The organism is Pseudomonas sp. Pseusp49 (assembly GCF_059491875.1).
Map to the genome: position 1 here is coordinate 753,172 of NZ_CP168514.1, position 19,407 is coordinate 772,578.

Sequence of the window (19,407 nt, forward strand, 5' to 3'; positions counted from 1 at the left end):
TTTGTCCCTGGCCTGTTGAAACTGTTTTTCGACAAACAGTTTCCTGATAAAAGGATTGCCTCATGGCTCTCGACGTTCAAGAAAAAGCTCAAATCGTTGCTGACTACCAGCAAGCTGTTGGTGACACTGGTTCGCCAGAAGTGCAAGTTGCACTGCTGACCGCCAACATCAACAAGCTGCAAGGTCACTTCAAGGCCAACGGTAAAGACCACCACTCCCGTCGTGGTCTGATCCGCATGGTTAACCAGCGTCGTAAGCTGCTGGACTACCTGAAAGGCAAGGATCTGGGTCGCTATCAGACTCTGATCGGTCGCCTGGGTCTGCGTCGCTAATAAGCGATTGCGCTAGAGGTTGGTTGTCTGTCGTGCACCAGCGGGTTTCCCGCCGGCGCATGGCAGGCTCCCAGCCTCAAGTTTTATCTGGATACCTGCTTTGCCTGAGTAACACCTGGACAAACCGCTCGGGCCGATTCCCGACATTGCCCAAGAATTTCGCAAGAAACCAGTTCCCCCAAGAGCCACAAAGAAGGTAGGACACCGTGAACCCGGTAATCAAAAAATTCCAGTTCGGTCAGTCGACCGTTACCCTCGAGACTGGCCGCATCGCCCGTCAGGCCTCCGGCGCAGTATTGGTCACCGTTGACGATGACGTCAGCGTATTGGTGACCGTAGTCGGTGCCAAGCAAGCCGATCCAGGCAAGGGCTTCTTCCCTCTGTCTGTTCACTACCAGGAAAAGACTTACGCTGCCGGCAAGATCCCTGGCGGTTTCTTCAAGCGCGAAGGCCGTCCTTCCGAGAAAGAAACCCTGACTTCCCGACTGATCGACCGTCCGATCCGTCCGCTGTTCCCTGAAGGCTTCATGAACGAAGTGCAGGTTGTCTGCACCGTCGTTTCCACCAGCAAGAAGACCGATCCGGACATCGCTGCGATGATCGGTACCTCGGCTGCCCTGGCCATCTCCGGCATTCCTTTCGATGGCCCGATCGGCGCTGCCCGCGTTGCGTTCCACGAAAGCACCGGCTACCTGCTGAACCCGACTTACGAGCAACAAGCTGCTTCGAGCCTGGACATGGTCGTTGCCGGTACTTCGGACGCCGTGCTGATGGTTGAATCGGAAGCCAAAGAGCTGACCGAAGACCAGATGCTGGGCGCGGTACTGTTTGCTCACGACGAGTTCCAGGTTGTGATCAACGCGGTCAAAGAACTGGCTGCCGAAGCTGCCAAGCCAACCTGGACCTGGGCTCCTGCGCCAGAAGCCACCGAACTGCTGGGCGCTATCCGTGCCGAGTTCGGCGAAGCGATCTCCCAGGCCTACACCATCACCGTCAAGGCCGACCGTTACGCTCGCCTGGGCGAACTGAAGGACCAGGTTGTTGCCAAGCTGTCCGGTGAAGAAGGCCAGCCTTCCGCTTCCGACGTCAAAGCGGCTTTCGGTGAAATCGAATACCGCACCGTTCGCGAAAACATCGTAAACGGCAAGCCACGTATCGACGGTCGCGACACCCGCACCGTACGTCCGCTGAACATCGAAGTCGGTGTTCTGCCAAAGACCCACGGTTCGGCCCTGTTCACCCGTGGCGAAACCCAGGCCCTGGTCGTTGCAACGCTGGGTACTGCCCGTGATGCACAGCTGCTGGACACCCTGGAAGGCGAGAAAAAAGACCCGTTCATGCTGCACTACAACTTCCCTCCGTTCTCGGTGGGCGAGTGTGGTCGCATGGGTGGCGCTGGTCGTCGTGAAATCGGTCACGGCCGTCTGGCCCGTCGTTCGGTTTCGGCCATGCTGCCAGCCGCTGACGTGTTCCCGTACACCATCCGCGTGGTTTCGGAAATCACCGAATCCAACGGTTCGAGCTCGATGGCTTCCGTTTGCGGTGCTTCCCTGGCCCTGATGGACGCTGGCGTTCCAATGAAGGCTCCGGTTGCCGGTATCGCCATGGGTCTGGTTAAAGAAGGCGAGAAGTTCGCCGTCCTGACCGACATCCTGGGTGACGAAGACCACCTGGGCGACATGGACTTCAAGGTAGCCGGTACCGCCAAAGGCGTCACCGCGCTGCAGATGGACATCAAGATCAAGGGCATCACCGAAGAAATCATGGAGATCGCTCTGGGCCAAGCCCTGGAAGCGCGCCTGAACATCCTCGGCCAGATGAACCAGATCATTGGCCAGTCGCGTACCGAACTGTCGGCCAACGCTCCGACCATGATCGCGATGAAGATCGACACCGACAAGATCCGTGATGTCATCGGTAAAGGCGGCGCGACCATCCGTGCGATCTGCGAAGAAACCAAGGCTTCGATCGACATCGAAGACGACGGTTCGATCAAGATCTTCGGCGAAACCAAGGAAGCCGCTGAAGCAGCACGTCAGCGCGTTCTGGGTATCACCGCTGAAGCCGAGATCGGCAAGATCTACGTCGGCAAGGTTGAGCGCATCGTCGACTTCGGCGCATTCGTCAACATCCTGCCGGGCAAGGACGGTCTGGTTCACATCTCGATGCTGAGCGACGCTCGCGTAGAGAAAGTGACCGACATCCTGAAAGAAGGCCAGGAAGTGGAAGTGCTGGTACTGGACGTGGACAACCGCGGCCGTATCAAACTGTCCATCAAAGACGTGGCAGCTGCCAAGGCTTCGGGCGTTTAATCTCGCCTTACGTCTGACCGCTTCAACGTTGTAAAAAATGCCCCGCCGTGAAAACGGCGGGGCATTTTTTTGTCTGCAAAACATCGAGACATTGCGCGAAGTTGCCGGACCTCGATAGCAGTGCTAGGTTTAGCCCACCGCCCGTGTAGCTCAGCCGGTAGAGCAGCGCACTCGTAACGCGAAGGTCGCAGGTTCGATTCCTGTCTCGGGCACCATCTCCCCTCTGGTTATTTCACCTTTCTGCTCAAGTCCTCGACGGTCCGCTTGAGGTTGTCGAGTTCGCGGTCCTGATCGCTGACTTCCCGTTTCAGGCTGGAAATCTCGCTGCTGTTTGAACTGGAGCTGGAGCCGCTATTGCGTTTGAGTTCTTCAACCTGCTTGCCGAGGTTGTTGATGTCGCGCTCCTGCTCGGCCACCTTGCGCTTGAGGTCGTCGATTTCCCTGCTGCTGGAGCTTGAGCTGGAACCGTTGCCGCGCTTGAGATCCTCAATCGTGCGTTGTTGTTCGCTGACGGTTTTCTTCAGGTCTTCGACATTCCCCGAGGTGTCCTTCAACGACTTTTGCATGCTTTGCAGGTCATCGGCACTGATCCCGGTTTTGACGAGGGTGTATTTGTCGTACTCGTAGTGCAGAACCGGGATCTTGTCGCCAAACGAGGAGGGGCCGCTGCTCACTTCGATAGCGGCCAGCGCCGGAAACGGTAGTGCCAGGCTGGCGAACAATGCGGTTGTAAGTACAACAGACGAAGATTTGGAAATGCTGCGCATCACTGAGGTTCCTTGTGAAATGCCGGTATGGCACATCGCTATGACTGGGGATTTGCATTTATGTTCCCGCCGCCATCAGCACATCCTGTGCACAACTTTTTGTGGGGAGATGTAAAGAGACGTGCAAATCGTCCGACAAACATCCTATATTCGGAGCCTGCATGAGCTTCGCCCAGCAGTTTTCAGATGATCCCGAATGGTTCTGAAGGCCAGACAGACCGGGCTACAAGCGGTTCTTCTGCGTCAGAGAGATCCTTGATGATCCAGATCCATCTTCCATTCCCCAGATCAACGAGAACAACATGACCGTAAAAGAATTGAGCCAAGAAGAAAGACACGAAGAAGCCCTCAAGAAGTACGTGCTGGACGCGCCCGAATTGATGGACGAGATCAAGGACTTGAGTCCGGACGATCAGAAAGACCAGATTCAATGGGCCTTCGAGGATGAAGCCGAAGCCCAGGGCTTGCAGCCGTGGGAATTGACGCTCAAGTACACCTCGACTCCGGAGGAGTACGAGACAGAACGCCTGAAGTTGCACAAAGAAGCGGCCGAGGTGCTGGGCGTCGAGTGGGAAGAGTACTGCGAGATGAACAATCTGGTGGTTTGAGGGCAGCTTGAAGCTTCAAGCGGCAAGCTACAAGTCAAGGCAGATCCGCTTGAAGCTTGCAGCTTGTCGCTATTAACTGCTTCTCAAATACTCAATCGCATCGACAGATCGACCGCCTTCACATCCTTGGTCATTGCACCGATCGAAATGTAATCCACCCCGGTCCGGGCAATCGGCAGCAACGTACTCTCGTTGATCCCGCCGCTGGCTTCCAGCTTGGCCTTGCCAGCGTTCAGGCGCACGGCTTCGCGCATGTCGTCCAGGCTCAATTCGTCGAGCATGATGATGTCGGCACCGGCCGCCAGCGCTTCCTTCAGTTCATCCAGGCTTTCCACTTCAATCTCGACCGGTTTGCCCGGGGCGATCTTGTGCGCGGCGGCGATGGCCTGCGCGATGCCGCCGCTGGCGGCGATGTGGTTTTCCTTGATCAGGAAGGCGTCATACAGGCCGATGCGGTGGTTGTGGCAACCGCCGCAGGTCACCGCGTACTTTTGCGCAAGGCGCAGCCCCGGCAGTGTCTTGCGGGTGTCGAGCAGCTTGACCTGGGTCTCGGCCACGAAGTCCGCCAGGTATTGCGCGCGAGTCGCCACGCCGGAGAGCAGTTGCAGGAAGTTCAGGGCGCTGCGTTCGCCGGTCAGCAGTGAGCGCGCCGGGCCTTCGAGGTGGAACAGCACCTGATTGGGCGTCACCCGTTCACCGTCGGCAACCTGCCAGTGCACCGCCACCCGTGGGTCCAGTTGCCGAAACACGTTATCCACCCAGGCGGTACCGCTGATGACGGCCGCATCGCGGGTAATGATGGTGGCTTTGGCCAGGCGTTCAGCCGGGATCAACTGCGCGGTGATGTCGCCGCTGCCGATGTCTTCAAGCAACGCACGGCGCACGTTGGCTTCGATTTCGGCGGTCAGATCGGCGAGACGTAGATTCGGCATAACGGACTCCACAAACAAAGTGGCTCGATTATAGGGCCATGGCGAGGACCAACCCAAGGCATCAGAGCGTTACGTTGGCAATGGTGACTGCATTTGGTCGAATCCCTGGGGTGTCGGTGCGGGTCATCGCTACCGAGCAAACGCCTGTTTGAGATGAGGTGCAGAGTCTTCTGGCGCAAAGGTGAGCTTTTACAAGATAATTCGCCTTGTATTTGACGTCATCAGTTTGACGATTTGAAGCATCACCGTTCCAGGGAGGCCGAATGCACAACGACGGGAATGTAGTGCCTTTGCACAAGGCAACTACCGACCAGGTGGCTCACTCGCCACTCGCCCGACTGCCGGCGATTCTTCTCCAGGTTCGCGACAAGGCCGCGCAACAGCTGCGACACGGATTGCAGGCGTTATTCGACAACGCCGACGACACCCTCTTCGAAATGGCCGACCAAGCCCATTGTGACGTCGAGCAGAACATCTTCTTTCAAGCGATGCGCGATTTGCGTCTCAAGCACAAAAGCATCGAGCGGGTGTTTCTCGAGCAGTTTTTCGGCGCATTCATCCGGCTTGCCCAATACGAACCTGCCATTGCGGCCATGCCCCAGGCCTTGGCGGCCGATGCATCCTTGGCGCAAACCGATGACGAGCGCGAGCGTACGGTCGCAGTGGATGCGATGGTCAGCCGGGTGATGGACCGCGACGGTTTCGCCCTGGATCAACTGACGGCCCGACTCTGCGCTTTGTCGGGCAAGGGGTTGGGCGATCTGCACAACCCCCTGAGTCCGGCGATGCTCTGCGAATACTTCTTGCAGGCTGCGCGCCAGCTGGGGCTGGAGATCAAGGTCAAGTTGATTATCCTCGGGTTGTTCGAGCGTTATGTCCTCAGCGAGGCCGATCAGCTTTACGCCGAAGCCAATCAACTGCTGCTCGCTACCGGTGTGTTGCCCGACCTTAAACCGGCCCCGGTGCGCCGTACCACGGACCGGCCCGAGAGTACCCCCGTCGAATCGACCGATGAGGGCGCCACCCCGGTCTGCTTGCCCATCGATGACAATGTCCAGGCGGTTTTCGCCGCGCTGCAGGCCCTGCTGTTCAACGTTCGCGGCAGCCTGTCGCCAACGCTGGAAGTCAGTGCCACTGCGCTGCCGATTTCCACGCGCGATCTGTTGCGTCTGCTGTCGCATTTGCAGCAATACGTGCCGGCCCCGGCAGTCGTGGACGATTTTGACCTGCGCAACCAGCTCGAACAGTTACTGACCCGGGTCAGCGTCAAAAGCGGCAGGTCGCGGGTTTTCGAGGTGGCCGATGAAGATGTGATCAACCTGGTCGCCATGCTGTTCGAGTGCATGCTTGATGATCACAATCTGCCGGATCCGCTCAAGGCGCTGATCGGCCGATTGCAGATTCCACTGGTCAAGGTGGCGCTGCTCGACAAGAGTTTCTTCAGTCGCAGCAGTCATCCGGCACGACGCCTTCTCAACGAAATCGCCAACGCGGCAATGGGGTGGGACACCTGTGACGATCATCAGCGTGACAGCCTGTACGTGCGCATCGATCAGGTCGTACAGCGTTTGTTGAATGACTTTGTCTATGAGCCCGCGATTTTTTCCGAACTGCTGGCCGACTTTCTTGCGTTTACCCAGGACGAGCGCCGTCGCAGCGAGTTGCTCGAGCAACGCATTCGTGATGCCGAGGAAGGACGAGCCAAGACCGGGCTGGCCCGCCAGCGTGTCGAGCAGGTGTTGAATCAGGCGTTGTTTGGCAAGTACCTGCCGCAAGGCGTACTGGGGTTTGTCCAGGAGGCCTGGAGCAAAGTACTGCTGCTGACTTACCTCAAACATGGCGATCGGTCGGCTGAGTGGCATGCCGATGTGCGTACCCTGGAGCAATTGGTCTGGAGCGTTCAGCACCACCACGAGTCCGATGCGACCAGGATGTTGGCCCTGGTACCGGATTTGCTCAAGTCGTTGCGCGACGGGCTGAATTCGTCGGCTTTCGATCCGTTTGCCGCCAGCGAGTTTTTCAGCGAGCTGGAGAGCTTGCACGTTCAGGCAGCGGGGGGCTCACCCGCCAGTGCGTCGCTGATGATCGAGGTGCTGACGCCTGTCGTCCTGCACTTGGCCGAGGAAAGTCAGGTGCACAGTGAGCCGATACGTTTGCTGGCGGACGATGCGGGTTTGCGCCAGGTCGATAAAATGCTTCCGGGCTGTTGGGTCGAGTTTCAGGAAGACCCGGAAAACAGCCTTCGCTGCAAACTGGTGGCCATCATTACAGCCACCGGCAAATACATCTTCGTCAACCGCACCGGCATGAAAGTGCTCGAGCGCAGTCGCCCTGACCTGGCCCTGGAGCTGCGCAATGGCAGGGCGCGAGTGCTTGACGACACCTTGCTGTTCGAGCGAGCTCTCGAACGGGTGATCGGCAACCTCAAGCGCCTCAAGCGCGGCAAGTGATCGCGCCTTGGGGGAATATCGCGGCATACTGTGCCAACACAGTCGACGTTGAAGGAATCGGTATGCAGTTGGACCCCGCGAGCGGTTGGATTCAGGGTGTGCATGTCTGCCCCTCACCCAACTTCAATGCGCGCGCCACAGACGAGATTTCCCTGCTGGTGATTCACAACATCAGCCTGCCACCGGCGCAGTTCGCCACTGGCAAGGTGCAGGAATTTTTCCAGAATCGCCTGGATGTCACCGAACACCCCTATTTTGAAGGGATTGCGGATTTGCGGGTGTCCGCACACTTTCTGATCGAGCGTGACGGAACGATCACCCAGTTTGTTTCATGCCTTGAGCGTGCGTGGCATGCAGGGGTCTCGTGCTTCGATGGGCGGGAAACCTGTAACGATTTTTCCGTGGGCATCGAGCTTGAAGGCACGGATGATCTGCCATTCACCGACGCGCAATACGGCGCGTTGACGGCCCTGACCCGTCAGTTGCAACGGACGTTCACGGCGATCACTACAGAGCGTATCTGCGGGCACAGCGACATTGCACCCGGGCGCAAAACCGATCCGGGACCGGCGTTCGACTGGGCACGTTATCGCGCCGCTCTGGCACAAGAGGATGGGCAATGAGTTTTCTGGTGTTGCTGTTGGCGGTGTGGATCGAAAAGTTCTCGGCCCTGCGCCATCGGGTTCAGCGTGACAGTGTCTGGACACACGAGCTGAACAAGCTTGAGGCCAGCCCGCGGTTTTCGGGCCGGCCATGGCTGGTGTTGTCGGTCGTGGTCTTGTTGCCGGTGGCATTGCTGGGTTTGCTGCTGGTCGTCATCGAACCGGTGGCCTACGGGTTGCTCGCGTTGCCGATCCATTTGCTGGTCGTGATCTACAGCCTGGGGCGCGGTGATCTGCTGGGCGATCTCGGGCCGTTCCGCGATGCCTGGCGCAGGGAGGACCTGCAAGCCGCGGCCCTTGTCGCCAAGCGCGATCTGGATATCTGTGCAGACAGTGGCGAGCAGTTGCTGGAGCAGGTCGAAGGGCATTTGCTGTGGGAGGCCTACCAGAGCTTTTTCGCGGTGATTTTCTGGTACTTCCTGTTGGGCCCGGTCGCGGCGCTGAGTTATCGGCTGCTGGCGCTGGCCGAAGAGCACGGGAAAAACCCGGCGCTGGTCGAGCGCGCCGGGCAGCTGCGTCACGCCTTCGACTGGTTGCCGGTGCGTCTGCTGGCGGCGAGCCTGGCGTTGGTCGGCAATTTTGTCGCGGTCAGTCGGGTGATGCTGCATGAACTGCTGAACTGGAACATCAGCGCCGCGCAATTGATCGTGAAAGTCGGGCTGGTGGCCGGTGAAATTCCGGCACCGGTGGCTGGCGCAGAAGGTATCAACAACCTGGATCGCATCTGGGACCTGCTGCTGCGTGCCGCAGTGCTCTGGTATGCCGGGTTTGCGTTGTGGACGGTCCTGCATTAGGCCAGCAGTCGATGCTCTTGTGGTGAGGGGCAAGCCCCTCACCACAATGGTTCATCCGCCAGTGCGGATGAACCCTGTCGTTAACCTTAAGTTACAAAACTTCCTGCCGATTTAAGTTATACAGAGATAGCGCCGCATAGTGGCTATCTGCTGTCTGTCTGCGCCTGCCAATAAAAAAAATAAGAAATTGAAGGGAGACATCCAGTGAAGAGCTTGCTCTATCCCGCTGTTGCACTGATGAATCGCCTGAGCTTCGGCATGAAGTTCAGCCTGATCAGCGTACTGTTCCTGGTACCGATGCTGGTGACCAACTTCTATCTGGTGCGTGACTCCTACCGCGAATTCCAGGGCACGCGCATCGAACTGCAAAGTCTCGACCTGTTGGGCAGCAGCCTGACGTTAAGGCGCGATCTGGAAACCCTGAACAATCTGGTGCAGATCAATGTCAGCCTCGGCCAATCCGGCAAGGCCGGCAATGTCGAATCGAAGATCAGCACCCTCGAGCAGAATATTCTGACTCGCCTGCAAGGGCTGACGGCGATGACCAGCGACCCGGAGCAGGTCGCGGTGTTTGATGGCAAGCGCGATGAGATGATCGCCGCGTTCAAGGCCCAGCAAACGGAAAACTCCCTGCAAAGCAAAAGTGCCCTGATCGGCAAGCTGGTGGGCAGTGCGCAGATTTTCGGCCAGCTCATCACCAGCCAGTCCGGCCTCAGTCGCGACAATCAGAGCGACATGCGCCAGTTGAGTGAGCTCGTCACCCTCGTCACACCCCGTGTCACCCAGATTCTGGGCGAAGGTCGGGCAATGGGGTCTTACTCGTTGGGGCAGGGTTTCATCAACTCGGCGTCGAGTACCCGTTTCGATGAATTGCTGGCGCAGATTGAAAAGCTCCAGGCCGAATATGGCCTGAAGTTGCAGGACGCCTTGGGTTCCAGCAAAGCCGCCCGCGATACCCTGGCCGCTCAGGCCGATAGCAGCCGGGCATCCTTGAAGAAAGCCAGCGAGCTGTTCGAAGAGCAAGTGGTCATGGCCGATACCCTCGATGCGCCGTGGCAGGGCTTTTACGATCAGGTCAGCGCCCTGATGGACCAGACTTACCAACTCAACGAAGCAACCCTCAAGTATCTGGGGCCGCAGTTGCAGCAACGCCTGGACCAGAACCGCACGCACATGGTCTTGCAGGCCGTGGCGTTATCCGTCGTGTTCGTGTTGATCTTTTATCTCTACGGCGCTTTCTATGCCTCGACCCGCACCACGCTCAAGCGCCTGGGAGCGGTGATGGACAAGGTGGCGGCCGGCGACATGACGGTAACCTTCAGCGCCCACAGCCGTGACGAGCTGGGCGAGTTGGGCGAGGTGTTCAACGGCACCGTGAAGAAAATCCATGACCTGATCGAGCGGGTGGGCCAGACCGTCAGCGAAGTCGAGCGCCAGGCCGGTCAGGTGCAAAGCGTTTCCGCGCAAAGCAACCAGGCCGTCGCCGGGCAGCGCACACAGATCGAACAAGTGGCCACGGCGATGAACCAGATGTCGGCCACTTCCCAGGAGGTCGCGCGCAGTGCTGCAGCGGCGGTGAGCAGCGCCCACAGTGTCAACGACGAAACCATTAGCGGTCGCGGCCTGGTGGAGTCGCAGCAAGGCAGCATCGCCGCACTGGCCAGCGAAATCGATCAGTCGGTGCTGGTGATCAATCAACTGGCCAGCGACAGCCAGTCCATCAGCCGCGTTCTGGAAGTGATCAAGAGTATCGCCGAGCAGACCAACCTGTTGGCGCTCAATGCCGCTATTGAAGCTGCACGCGCCGGTGAGCAGGGGCGCGGTTTCGCCGTGGTCGCCGATGAAGTCCGGACCCTGGCCAAGCGTACCCAGCAATCGACCGAAGAAATCGAGCAGATGATCGCCAAGCTCCATGGCGGTGTCGGCGCGGCGGTCAAGGCTATGGGCACCAGCCATGAAATGGCCAATGGCACGGTGGGGCAGTCGGAAAAGGTCCAGCGGGCATTGGAAAATATTCTGGGAGCGGTCGGCATGATCGTCGACCAGAACCAGCAGATCGCCGCCGCCGTGGAGCAACAAACCGCCGTGGCCCACGACATCGACCAGAACATCGTCGAGATCAATCGCGCCGGTGAGCGTACCGCTGTAGGTGCGCACCAGACCGAAGACGCCAGCCGGGCGTTGTCGGCTCAGGTCGTGGAGTTGAAACAGTTGATCAGTGCATTCCGGGTTTGAAGGTTTCCTCGGGACTCTGTGGGAGCGGGCTTGCCCGCGAAGACGGCGGCACATCCAACATTAATGTGACTGGACGATCGCTTTCTCGGGCAAGCCTGCTCCCACGGTTTTGGTGTACTGTCGGTAAGTTTCGTAATACTTTTTCCCTTTCTCGGTGAGAATCTTCCTGATTCTGTCCGTCATCTGGCTATTGGATTTCAATCAAGGAAGAGTTACGCGGCTTACCCCATGGAGGAGCTTCGTCATGTCTGCTGCAACAACAGGAGTCCAGGGGCGCTCTGCGCACTGTCAGCGCACATTGCTGCTTCAACCCTGGCAACTCAACGCCATTGCGATCAATGAAGCGTTTGCCTGTGCCCACTGCCAGAAACATGTTGAGTTACGTTGTCCGGAGCAGATCAAGCGCTTCAAGTCTCTCGACTCTTTTTCGCTGTTGCGCGCCAGCCTGCGGGTAATGGTCTGCACGGCCTTGCTGGTGGCACTGGTGATGGAGTGGGTGGGAATGCTCAGTGTCATCGAACAGCTGAATGCTTCGCTGATCGTCTTGTTCGTGTATTTCGCGGTGGTTCTTTACTTCCGCCGGCGTCAGCATCTGACACTGATCCTGGAAGCTGCCAGGGCTCACGCGGACTGATTACCAGCCGAATACTTTGCAGCTGTTGGCGGTGCTGGCAGCCGCCAGTCGTTCCGGGCTGATTGCCATCCATGGCGCCAGTGCCGCGCAGATCGCCGGCAAGTGTGCCGGGCTGTTGCGCTGGCCGGGGAACATGGCGGGCGCCATGTCCGGCGAGTCGGTTTCCAGCACCACCGAATCCAGCGGCAGTTCGGCGAGCACGCGGTGCATGCGCAGCGCCTGTGGCCAGGTCGGGGCGCCGCCAAGGCCGAGCTTGAAACCGAGCTTGATGTATTCCCGCGCCTCCTCCTTGCTGCCGGCGAAGGCGTGGATAATCCCGGCACGTTTCAGGCGAAACCGTTTGAGTGTGGCAATCACCGCCGCATGGCTACGCCGCACATGGATCAATGCGGGAAGATTGAAGTCTGCCGCCAGTTGCAATTGCGCCTCGAACAACGCCTGTTGGCGGTCGCGATCGAGGGATTCGATGAAGTAGTCCAGGCCGATTTCGCCCACCGCACAGAGTTGCCGATGGCCGGCCAGGCGGGTCAGCCAATCGCCGAGTTCGCTCAAGTCTTCAGGGCGATGATCGTCCAGGTACACCGGATGCAAACCGAACGCCGCATGCAGGTCGGGATCGTTTTGCACCAGCTCCCAGACCCGCTGCCAGTTGGCCTGGTAAACCCCCAGCACCACGATCCGCCGCACCCCGAGGGCGCGGCTTTCGGCCAGCAGCGCCTGGCGATCGGCGTCGAAGTCCGGAAAATCCAGGTGGGTATGGGTGTCGATCAACTCCACGGCTCAGTCCTGAAGAATACGCTGCTTGAACGTGCGCGGGATGGCTTGCACGCCGGGCCGGTAATCCGACTGCTCGATGGCCGTCAGAGCGAGCGCGAGGGCTTTGTCGGCGATCAACTGGTGTTGCTGGGCCATGGCGTTGACCGGCAGCGGCAGGAAGTCCAGCAGCTGGGTGTCGCCGAATGTGCCGAGGCGCAGCGGGCGGTTTTTCAACGGGAAGTCGTGCAGCGCATCGAACACGCCCTGAAGCAGTACATAGGAGGTGGTCACCAGCGCATCGGGTAAATGGCCCAGGCGCAGCAGCAACTCTTCCATCAATTGTTTGCCGCACTCGCGGCTGAAGGATTCGCCCTCTTCGATCAGTACTTCGCCGTTGAACCCGGTGAGGGCCTCTTTGAAACCTGCGGCACGTTCCCGGCTGATGCTCAGTTCCGGGCGGGCACCGATCAGGGCGATCTGTTTGGGCAACGGCTCCAGCAGGCTGCGGGTCAGTTGCAGGCTGGCCTCGCGGTCGTCGCTGATCACGGAGCAGAAGTGCTCGGGGTCCATGACCCGGTCGATGGCAATGATCGGTATGCCCTTGGCCTGCAATTGGCGATAGCTGTCGTCGCCGGCCGGCAGGCAACTGGCAACGATCAGCGCGTCGCAGCGCCGGGCGCGGAACAGTTGCAGCAATTGCCGTTCGCTGTCCGGGGCATCGTCGGAACTGGCGATCAGCAACTGATAACCGCGGGCGCGGGCGCCTTGTTCCAGCAATTTGGCGATTCGCGCGTAACTGGGGTTTTCCAGATCCGGCAGAATGAACCCCAAGGTGCGCGTGTGTCGACTGCGCAAGCCGGCGGCCTGTGGATTAGGCGTGAAGCCATGTTGTTCGACGACCGCGCGCACGCGTTCGACGGTGGCGCTGCTGATGCGCTGTTGTTCGGCCTTGCCATTGATGACATAGCTGGCGGTGGTGACGGACACACCGGCCAACTGGGCAATATCACTGAGTTTCAACCCGCTGTTTCCTTGTTTTTTCGAGATTGCCTCGACATTTTCGTCAATCCTAACCGATTAAGGCAGCTGACCATTGTCGCAACGCATCCGACAAGTTGAGCTTCAAGGATGGGACATTATCGAGTAACGTGCCATTCATTCTAGATTAAACGTTTCAGCAAGCGTATTTTCTACGTTAAAGGCGCCTTTGGCCGGTTCTGCCGTGAAACCGCCAAAAGTGACGACCAAGCGCCTGAGCTGACTCATTCAAAACAATACCTGGTGCCCCAAGGCGCCAAAAAGGAGAAAGCATGCTCGAGCTCACTGTAGAGCAGATTTCCATGGGCCAGTCGGCCGTGGATAAGTCCGCAGCGCTGCAATTGCTGGCCCGGCATCTGGTCACCGACGGCCTGGTTGCCGAGGGCTATCTGGCCGGTTTGCAGGCGCGGGAGGCCCAGGGCTCGACCTTTCTCGGTCAAGGTATTGCCATCCCCCATGGGACCCCCGAAACCCGCGACCAGGTGTTCACCACCGGTGTGCGCCTGATGCAGTTCCCTGAGGGGGTGGACTGGGGCGACGGTCATATCGTTTACCTGGCGATCGGTATCGCCGCCAAGTCCGATGAGCATCTGCGCCTGTTGCAATTGCTCACCCGCGCCCTCGGCGAGACTGATCTGGGCCAGGCCTTGCGTCGCGCCGGCTCTGCTGAAGCATTGCTGAAGTTGCTGCAGGGTGCGCCCCAAGAGCTGGCGCTGGATGCGCAGATGATTGGCCTCGGTGTGACAGCCGAAGACTTCGAAGAACTGGTCTGGCGCGGCGCACGTTTGTTGCGCCAGGCCGACTGCGTGAGCAATGGTTTCTCCGCCGTGCTGCAACAGGTCGAAGCGCTGCCGTTGGGTGATGGCCTGTGGTGGCTGCACAGCGAGCAAACGGTGAAACGCCCCGGCCTGGCCTTCGTCACCCCGGACAAACCGCTGCGTTATCTCGGCCAGCCACTCAATGGACTGTTCTGCCTGGCCAGCCTCGGTGAAGCCCATCAGGCCCTGCTCGAGCGCCTGTGCGCGTTGTTGATCGAAGGACGTGGCCATGAATTGGGGCGCGCCACCAGCAGCCGCAAAGTCCTCGAAGTGCTCGGTGGTGAAGTGCCCGCCGACTGGCCCAGTGCGCGCATTGCCTTGGCCAATGCTCACGGTTTGCATGCGCGGCCGGCGAAGATTCTCGCGCAACTGGCAAAAAGTTTTGAGGGCGAGATCCGCGTGCGGATCGTCGACGGCCACGACAGCGCGGTGTCGGTGAAGAGCCTGAGCAAACTGCTCAGCCTCGGCGCCCGTCGCGGGCAGGTCCTGGAATTCATTGCCGAACCGGGCATCGCGGCGGATGCGTTGCCGGCCTTGTTGGCCGCCATCGAAGAAGGACTCGGTGAAGAAGTCGAGCCGCTGCCGCCAGTCAGCCAGGCACGGGAAGTCATTGCCGATATGGCCGAAGTGATCCTCGCCCCGACATCCGGCAGCGTGGTCCAGGCCATTGCCGCCGCACCGGGCATCGCCATCGGCCCGGCGCATATTCAAGTCTTGCAAACCATCGATTACCCGTTGCGCGGTGAGTCTGCCGTCATCGAGCGCGAACGTCTCCAGCAGGCGCTGGCGCAGGTGCGCCGTGACATCCTGGGATTGATCGAGCGCAGCAAAAGCAAAGCCATTCGCGAAATCTTCATCACCCACCAGGAGATGCTCGACGACCCGGAACTGACCGATGAGGTCGATACGCGCCTCAAGCAGGGCGAAAGCGCGGAGGCCGCGTGGATGGTCGTGATTGAAGCGGCGGCCCGGCAGCAGGAAGCATTGCAGGATGCCTTGCTCGCCGAGCGCGCTGCCGACTTGCGCGACATCGGGCGTCGGGTATTGCTGCAACTCAGTGGTATCGAAACCCCGAGCGAACCGGATCAGCCGTACATTCTGGTGATGGACGAGGTCGGCCCGTCCGACGTCGCGCGACTTGACCCGGCTCGCGTGGCCGGGATTCTCACCGCACGGGGCGGCGCTACGGCGCACAGTGCAATTGTTGCCCGGGCCCTGGGCATTCCGGCATTGGTCGGCGCCGGCCCTGGCGTGTTGCTGCTGGTGTCGGGTACGCCATTGCTGCTCGATGGCCAGCGTGGGCGTCTGCATGTGGACGCTGACGCGACGACCTTGCAGCGCGCCACGGCCGAACGCGATACCCGCGAGCAGCGCTTGAAGGCAGCCGCCGAGCAACGCCACCAGCCGGCACTGACGACCGACGGCCATGCCGTCGAAGTGTTCGCCAATATCGGCGAAAGTGCTGGCGTCACCAGTGCGGTGGAGCAGGGCGCCGAAGGTATCGGCCTGTTGCGCACCGAACTGATTTTCATGGCCCACCCGCAAGCGCCCGACGAGGCGACCCAGGAAGCCGAGTACCGCCGCGTCCTCGACGGCTTGGCCGGGCGGCCGCTGGTGGTGCGTACCCTCGATGTCGGTGGTGACAAACCGCTGCCATACTGGCCGATTGCGAAGGAAGAAAACCCGTTCCTCGGCGTGCGCGGCATTCGCCTGACCTTGCAGCGCCCACAGATCATGGAGGCGCAACTGCGTGCCTTGCTGCGGGCTGCCGACAACCGTCCGCTGCGGATCATGTTCCCGATGGTCGGCAGCGTTGATGAATGGCGTCAGGCCCGTGACATGACCGAACGTCTGCGCCTGGAAATCCCGGTTGCCGACCTGCAACTGGGGATCATGATCGAAGTGCCGTCGGCGGCCTTGCTGGCGCCGGTGCTGGCCAGGGAGGTCGACTTTTTCAGCGTCGGTACCAACGACCTGACCCAATACACTCTGGCCATCGACCGTGGCCATCCGACGCTGTCGGCCCAGGCCGATGGGTTGCACCCGGCGGTGCTGCAACTGATCGACATCACCGTGCGTGCGGCCCATGCCCACGGCAAATGGGTCGGCGTGTGCGGCGAGCTGGCAGCCGACCCGTTGGCGGTGCCGGTGCTGGTCGGCCTCGGGGTGGATGAGCTCAGTGTCGGTGCGCGCAGTATTGCCGAGGTCAAGGCGCGGATTCGCGAACTGGGCTTCACTCAGACTCAAACCCTTGCCCGTCAGGCCCTGGCCGTGGGCAGCGCGAATGAAGTGCGCGCACTCGTGGAGGCCTTGTAATGGCACGGATTCTCACCCTGACCCTCAACCCGGCGCTGGACCTGACCGTACAGTTGCCGCGCCTTGAAGCCGGTCAGGTCAATCGCAGCGATGTCATGCACACCCACGCCGCCGGTAAAGGCGTGAATGTGGCGCAAGTGCTGGCCGACCTCGGGCATCAGTTGACCGTCAGTGGTTTTCTTGGCGAAGACAACCTGCAAGCCTTTGAAACGCTGTTCGCCAAACGCGGTTTTGTCGACGCCTTCATCCGCGTTCCCGGTGAAACCCGCAGCAACATCAAGCTGGCGGAAAGCGACGGACGCATCACCGACATCAACGGACCGGGGCCCCAGGTCAGCGAAGCGGCGCAGCAGGCCTTGATCGATCGACTGGAGCAAATTGCCCCGGGCCACGATGCGGTGGTGGTCGCCGGAAGCTTGCCGTTGGGCGTCAGTGCGCAGTGGTTGCAGGCACTGATTTTGCGCTTGAAGACGCTGGGGCTGAACGTTGCCCTCGACACCAGCGGTGAGGCATTGCGTGCAGGGCTCAAAGCGGGACCCTGGCTGATCAAACCCAACACTGAAGAGCTGGCCGAGGTGTTGGACTGCGAGGTCGTGTCGGTCACTGCCCAGGCTGAGGCGGCGGAGCGTTTGCACGCCCAGGGCATCGAGCATGTGGTGATTTCCCACGGCGCCGAAGGCGTGAACTGGTTCAGCGTCGGCTCGGCGCTGCATGCCACGCCACCCAGGGTCAGTGTCGCCAGCACGGTGGGCGCGGGTGATTCGTTGCTGGCGGGGATGCTCCATGGTTTGCTCAGTGCCGATACGCCGGAGCAAACCTTGCGCACTGCCACGGCGATTGCCGCGATGGCAGTGACCCAGATCGGATTCGGCATTGGCGATGCAGCGCAACTGGCGCAGCTCGAACAGGGTGTGCGCGTGCGTCCCCTGACAGAACAATAAGAGGGTTTGTCATGAAGTTAGCCATCGTTACGGCCTGCCCGAACGGCATGGTCACCAGTGTGCTGTGTGCCCGCCTGCTCGACGCCGCGGCCCAGCGTCAGGGGTGGAGCACCAGTGTCGAAATCACCGACGCCGCACATCCGGAAAAGCAACTGTCGGCGGCTACCCTCGACGCGGCCGAGTGGGTGCTGCTGGTGACCAGCGCGCCCGTGGACATGGCGCGGTTTGTCGGCAAGCGAGTGTTCCAGAGCACCCCGGCCCAGGCCCTGCAAGACGTGGAAGCCGTGCTGCGACGTGGTGCGCAGGAAGCGCAGATTTACGCCGCTTCCGAAGCGGTCATCGAGCCAGCGGCTGTAGCCCGGAACGCACCGCGACTGGTGGCCGTTACCGCATGCCCGACGGGCGTCGCTCACACGTTCATGGCCGCCGAGGCTTTGCAGCAAGCGGCCAAGCGCCTGGGTTATGACTTGCAGGTGGAAACCCAAGGCTCGGTCGGTGCGCGCAATCCACTGAGCGCAGCGGCGATTGCCGAGGCCGATGTGGTGCTGTTGGCGGCCGATATCGAAGTCGCCACCGAGCGTTTCGCCGGCAAGAAAATCTATCGCTGTGGCACCGGCATTGCCCTCAAGCAAGCCGAAGCAACCTTGAAAAAAGCCTTGGCCGAAGGGCAGCAGGAAAGTGCAGCGAACGCTGCCCAAACAACGGCCAAACAGGAGAAGACGGGCGTCTATAAACACCTGTTGACTGGCGTGTCGTTCATGTTGCCGATGGTGGTCGCCGGCGGCTTGATGATCGCCTTGTCGTTCGTGTTCGGCATCACCGCGTTCAAGGAGGAGGGCACGCTGGCGGCGGCGTTGATGCAGATCGGCGGCGACACTGCGTTCAAGTTGATGGTGCCGCTGCTGGCAGGCTATATCGCCTACTCCATCGCCGACCGTCCGGGCCTCGCGCCGGGGATGATCGGCGGTCTGCTGGCGAGCACCCTGGGTGCCGGTTTCATTGGCGGTATCGTTGCCGGTTTCCTCGCCGGTTATGCGGCCAGGGCGATCAATAAATACGCGCGTTTGCCCCAGAGCCTTGAGGCGTTGAAACCGATCCTGATCATTCCGTTGCTGGCGAGTCTGTTCACCGGTCTGGTGATGATCTACGTGGTCGGCAAACCGGTGGCCGGGATGCTTGCCGGGCTCACCCATTTCCTCGACAGCATGGGCACCACCAACGCGATCCTGCTCGGTGTACTGCTGGGCGGCATGATGTGCGTCGACCTCGGCGGGCCGATCAATAAAGCGGCCTATGCGTTCTCGGTCGGGTTGCTGGCGTCGCAGAGTTACGCGCCGATGGCGGCGACCATGGCCGCCGGCATGGTGCCGCCGATCGGCCTGGGCATCGCCACGTTGATTGCCCGGCGCAAGTTTGCGCAAACTGAACGCGAAGCCGGTAAAGCAGCGCTGGTGCTGGGGCTATGCTTTATCTCCGAAGGGGCGATTCCGTTTGCGGCGAAAGATCCGTTGCGGGTGATTCCGGCGAGCATCGCCGGCGGTGCGCTGACCGGTGCGCTGTCGATGTATTTCGGCTGTAAATTGATGGCGCCCCACGGCGGTTTGTTCGTGCTGGCGATCCCGAATGCGATCAACCATGCGCTGTTGTATCTGCTGGCGATTGTCGCGGGGAGTTTGTTGACGGCGGTGGTGTATGCGTTGGTCAAGCGGTCGGAGGCTGTGGAGTTGGCACTGGAGCCGGCCAAGGCGTAGATCAAAGGATCGCAGCCTTCGGCAGCTCCTACAGGTGTTCACAATCTTCCCATGTAGGAGC

15 protein-coding genes and 1 tRNA gene are annotated in these 19,407 nt (G+C 60.3%); 12 read left to right on the top strand and 4 right to left on the bottom strand.

Features of this window, described 5'->3' with window-relative positions:
• The first annotated feature begins 62 nt into the window (after window positions 1–62).
• The 3 genes from rpsO (at window position 63) to ACEN83_RS03245 (ending at window position 2,859) form a co-directional block, all read left to right on the top strand.
• Window positions 63–332, top strand: a complete 270-nt coding sequence (rpsO, locus tag ACEN83_RS03235; protein ID WP_015093441.1) for a 30S ribosomal protein S15 — start codon at window positions 63–65, stop codon at window positions 330–332.
• 206 nt (window positions 333–538) lie between these two features.
• On the top strand, window positions 539–2,644 hold the full coding sequence (pnp, locus tag ACEN83_RS03240; RefSeq protein WP_007973102.1) for a polyribonucleotide nucleotidyltransferase: 2,106 nt from the start codon (window positions 539–541) through the stop codon (window positions 2,642–2,644).
• 139 nt (window positions 2,645–2,783) lie between these two features.
• Window positions 2,784–2,859 (top strand) — tRNA-Thr (locus ACEN83_RS03245).
• Window positions 2,860–2,871: 12 nt separating this feature from the next.
• Here ACEN83_RS03245 and ACEN83_RS03250 read toward each other — a convergent pair.
• On the bottom strand, window positions 2,872–3,411 hold the full coding sequence (locus tag ACEN83_RS03250) for a hypothetical protein (protein ID WP_495579492.1): 540 nt from the start codon (window positions 3,409–3,411) through the stop codon (window positions 2,872–2,874).
• A 302-nt stretch (window positions 3,412–3,713) separates the two neighbouring features.
• Between ACEN83_RS03250 and ACEN83_RS03255 the strand changes: the two genes are divergently transcribed.
• Window positions 3,714–4,019, top strand: coding sequence for a DUF6388 family protein (locus tag ACEN83_RS03255; RefSeq protein WP_015093442.1), 306 nt, complete (start codon window positions 3,714–3,716; stop codon window positions 4,017–4,019).
• Window positions 4,020–4,102: 83 nt separating this feature from the next.
• Here ACEN83_RS03255 and nadC read toward each other — a convergent pair whose 3' ends face one another.
• Window positions 4,103–4,951: a carboxylating nicotinate-nucleotide diphosphorylase gene (nadC, locus tag ACEN83_RS03260; RefSeq protein WP_218480126.1), complete on the bottom strand. Its 849-nt coding sequence runs from the start codon at window positions 4,949–4,951 to the stop codon at window positions 4,103–4,105.
• Window positions 4,952–5,214: 263 nt separating this feature from the next.
• Here nadC and ACEN83_RS03265 point away from each other — a divergent pair, with 263 nt between their 5' ends.
• The 5 genes from ACEN83_RS03265 (at window position 5,215) to ACEN83_RS03285 (ending at window position 11,726) form a co-directional block, all read left to right on the top strand.
• Window positions 5,215–7,401 carry a DUF1631 domain-containing protein gene (locus ACEN83_RS03265; RefSeq protein WP_495579493.1) on the top strand — a complete coding sequence of 729 codons (2,187 nt, stop codon included), beginning with the start codon at window positions 5,215–5,217 and terminating at the stop codon, window positions 7,399–7,401.
• 62 nt (window positions 7,402–7,463) lie between these two features.
• On the top strand, window positions 7,464–8,024 hold the full coding sequence (gene ampD, locus ACEN83_RS03270) for a 1,6-anhydro-N-acetylmuramyl-L-alanine amidase AmpD (protein ID WP_495579494.1): 561 nt from the start codon (window positions 7,464–7,466) through the stop codon (window positions 8,022–8,024).
• Window positions 8,021–8,857 carry a regulatory signaling modulator protein AmpE gene (gene ampE, locus ACEN83_RS03275; RefSeq protein ID WP_495579495.1) on the top strand — a complete coding sequence of 279 codons (837 nt, stop codon included), beginning with the start codon at window positions 8,021–8,023 and terminating at the stop codon, window positions 8,855–8,857. Before ampD ends, ampE begins: the two co-directional genes overlap by 4 nt.
• Before the next feature lie 1,530 nt (window positions 8,858–10,387).
• Window positions 10,388–11,092 carry a methyl-accepting chemotaxis protein gene (locus tag ACEN83_RS03280; RefSeq protein ID WP_495580840.1) on the top strand — a complete coding sequence of 235 codons (705 nt, stop codon included), beginning with the start codon at window positions 10,388–10,390 and terminating at the stop codon, window positions 11,090–11,092.
• A gap of 244 nt (window positions 11,093–11,336) precedes the next feature.
• Window positions 11,337–11,726 carry a hypothetical protein gene (locus tag ACEN83_RS03285; RefSeq protein ID WP_495579496.1) on the top strand — a complete coding sequence of 130 codons (390 nt, stop codon included), beginning with the start codon at window positions 11,337–11,339 and terminating at the stop codon, window positions 11,724–11,726.
• Here ACEN83_RS03285 and ACEN83_RS03290 read toward each other — a convergent pair whose 3' ends face one another.
• Window positions 11,727–12,503, bottom strand: coding sequence for a TatD family hydrolase (locus tag ACEN83_RS03290; protein WP_495579497.1), 777 nt, complete (start codon window positions 12,501–12,503; stop codon window positions 11,727–11,729).
• A gap of 3 nt (window positions 12,504–12,506) precedes the next feature.
• Complete coding sequence (cra, locus tag ACEN83_RS03295) at window positions 12,507–13,502, bottom strand: catabolite repressor/activator (RefSeq protein ID WP_218482324.1); 996 nt, start codon at window positions 13,500–13,502, stop codon at window positions 12,507–12,509.
• Window positions 13,503–13,792: 290 nt separating this feature from the next.
• Between cra and ptsP the strand changes: the two genes are divergently transcribed.
• The 3 genes from ptsP to ACEN83_RS03310 are packed head-to-tail and all read left to right on the top strand — an operon-like array spanning window position 13,793 to window position 19,346.
• On the top strand, window positions 13,793–16,654 hold the full coding sequence (ptsP, locus tag ACEN83_RS03300; protein ID WP_495579498.1) for a phosphoenolpyruvate--protein phosphotransferase: 2,862 nt from the start codon (window positions 13,793–13,795) through the stop codon (window positions 16,652–16,654).
• A complete protein-coding gene (gene pfkB / locus ACEN83_RS03305) occupies window positions 16,654–17,595 on the top strand; it encodes a 1-phosphofructokinase (protein ID WP_495579499.1) in 942 nt (313 codons plus the stop codon). Before ptsP ends, pfkB begins: the two co-directional genes overlap by 1 nt.
• Window positions 17,596–17,606: 11 nt before the next feature.
• On the top strand, window positions 17,607–19,346 hold the full coding sequence (locus ACEN83_RS03310) for a PTS fructose-like transporter subunit IIB (RefSeq protein ID WP_495579500.1): 1,740 nt from the start codon (window positions 17,607–17,609) through the stop codon (window positions 19,344–19,346).
• Window positions 19,347–19,407 lie beyond the last annotated feature (61 nt).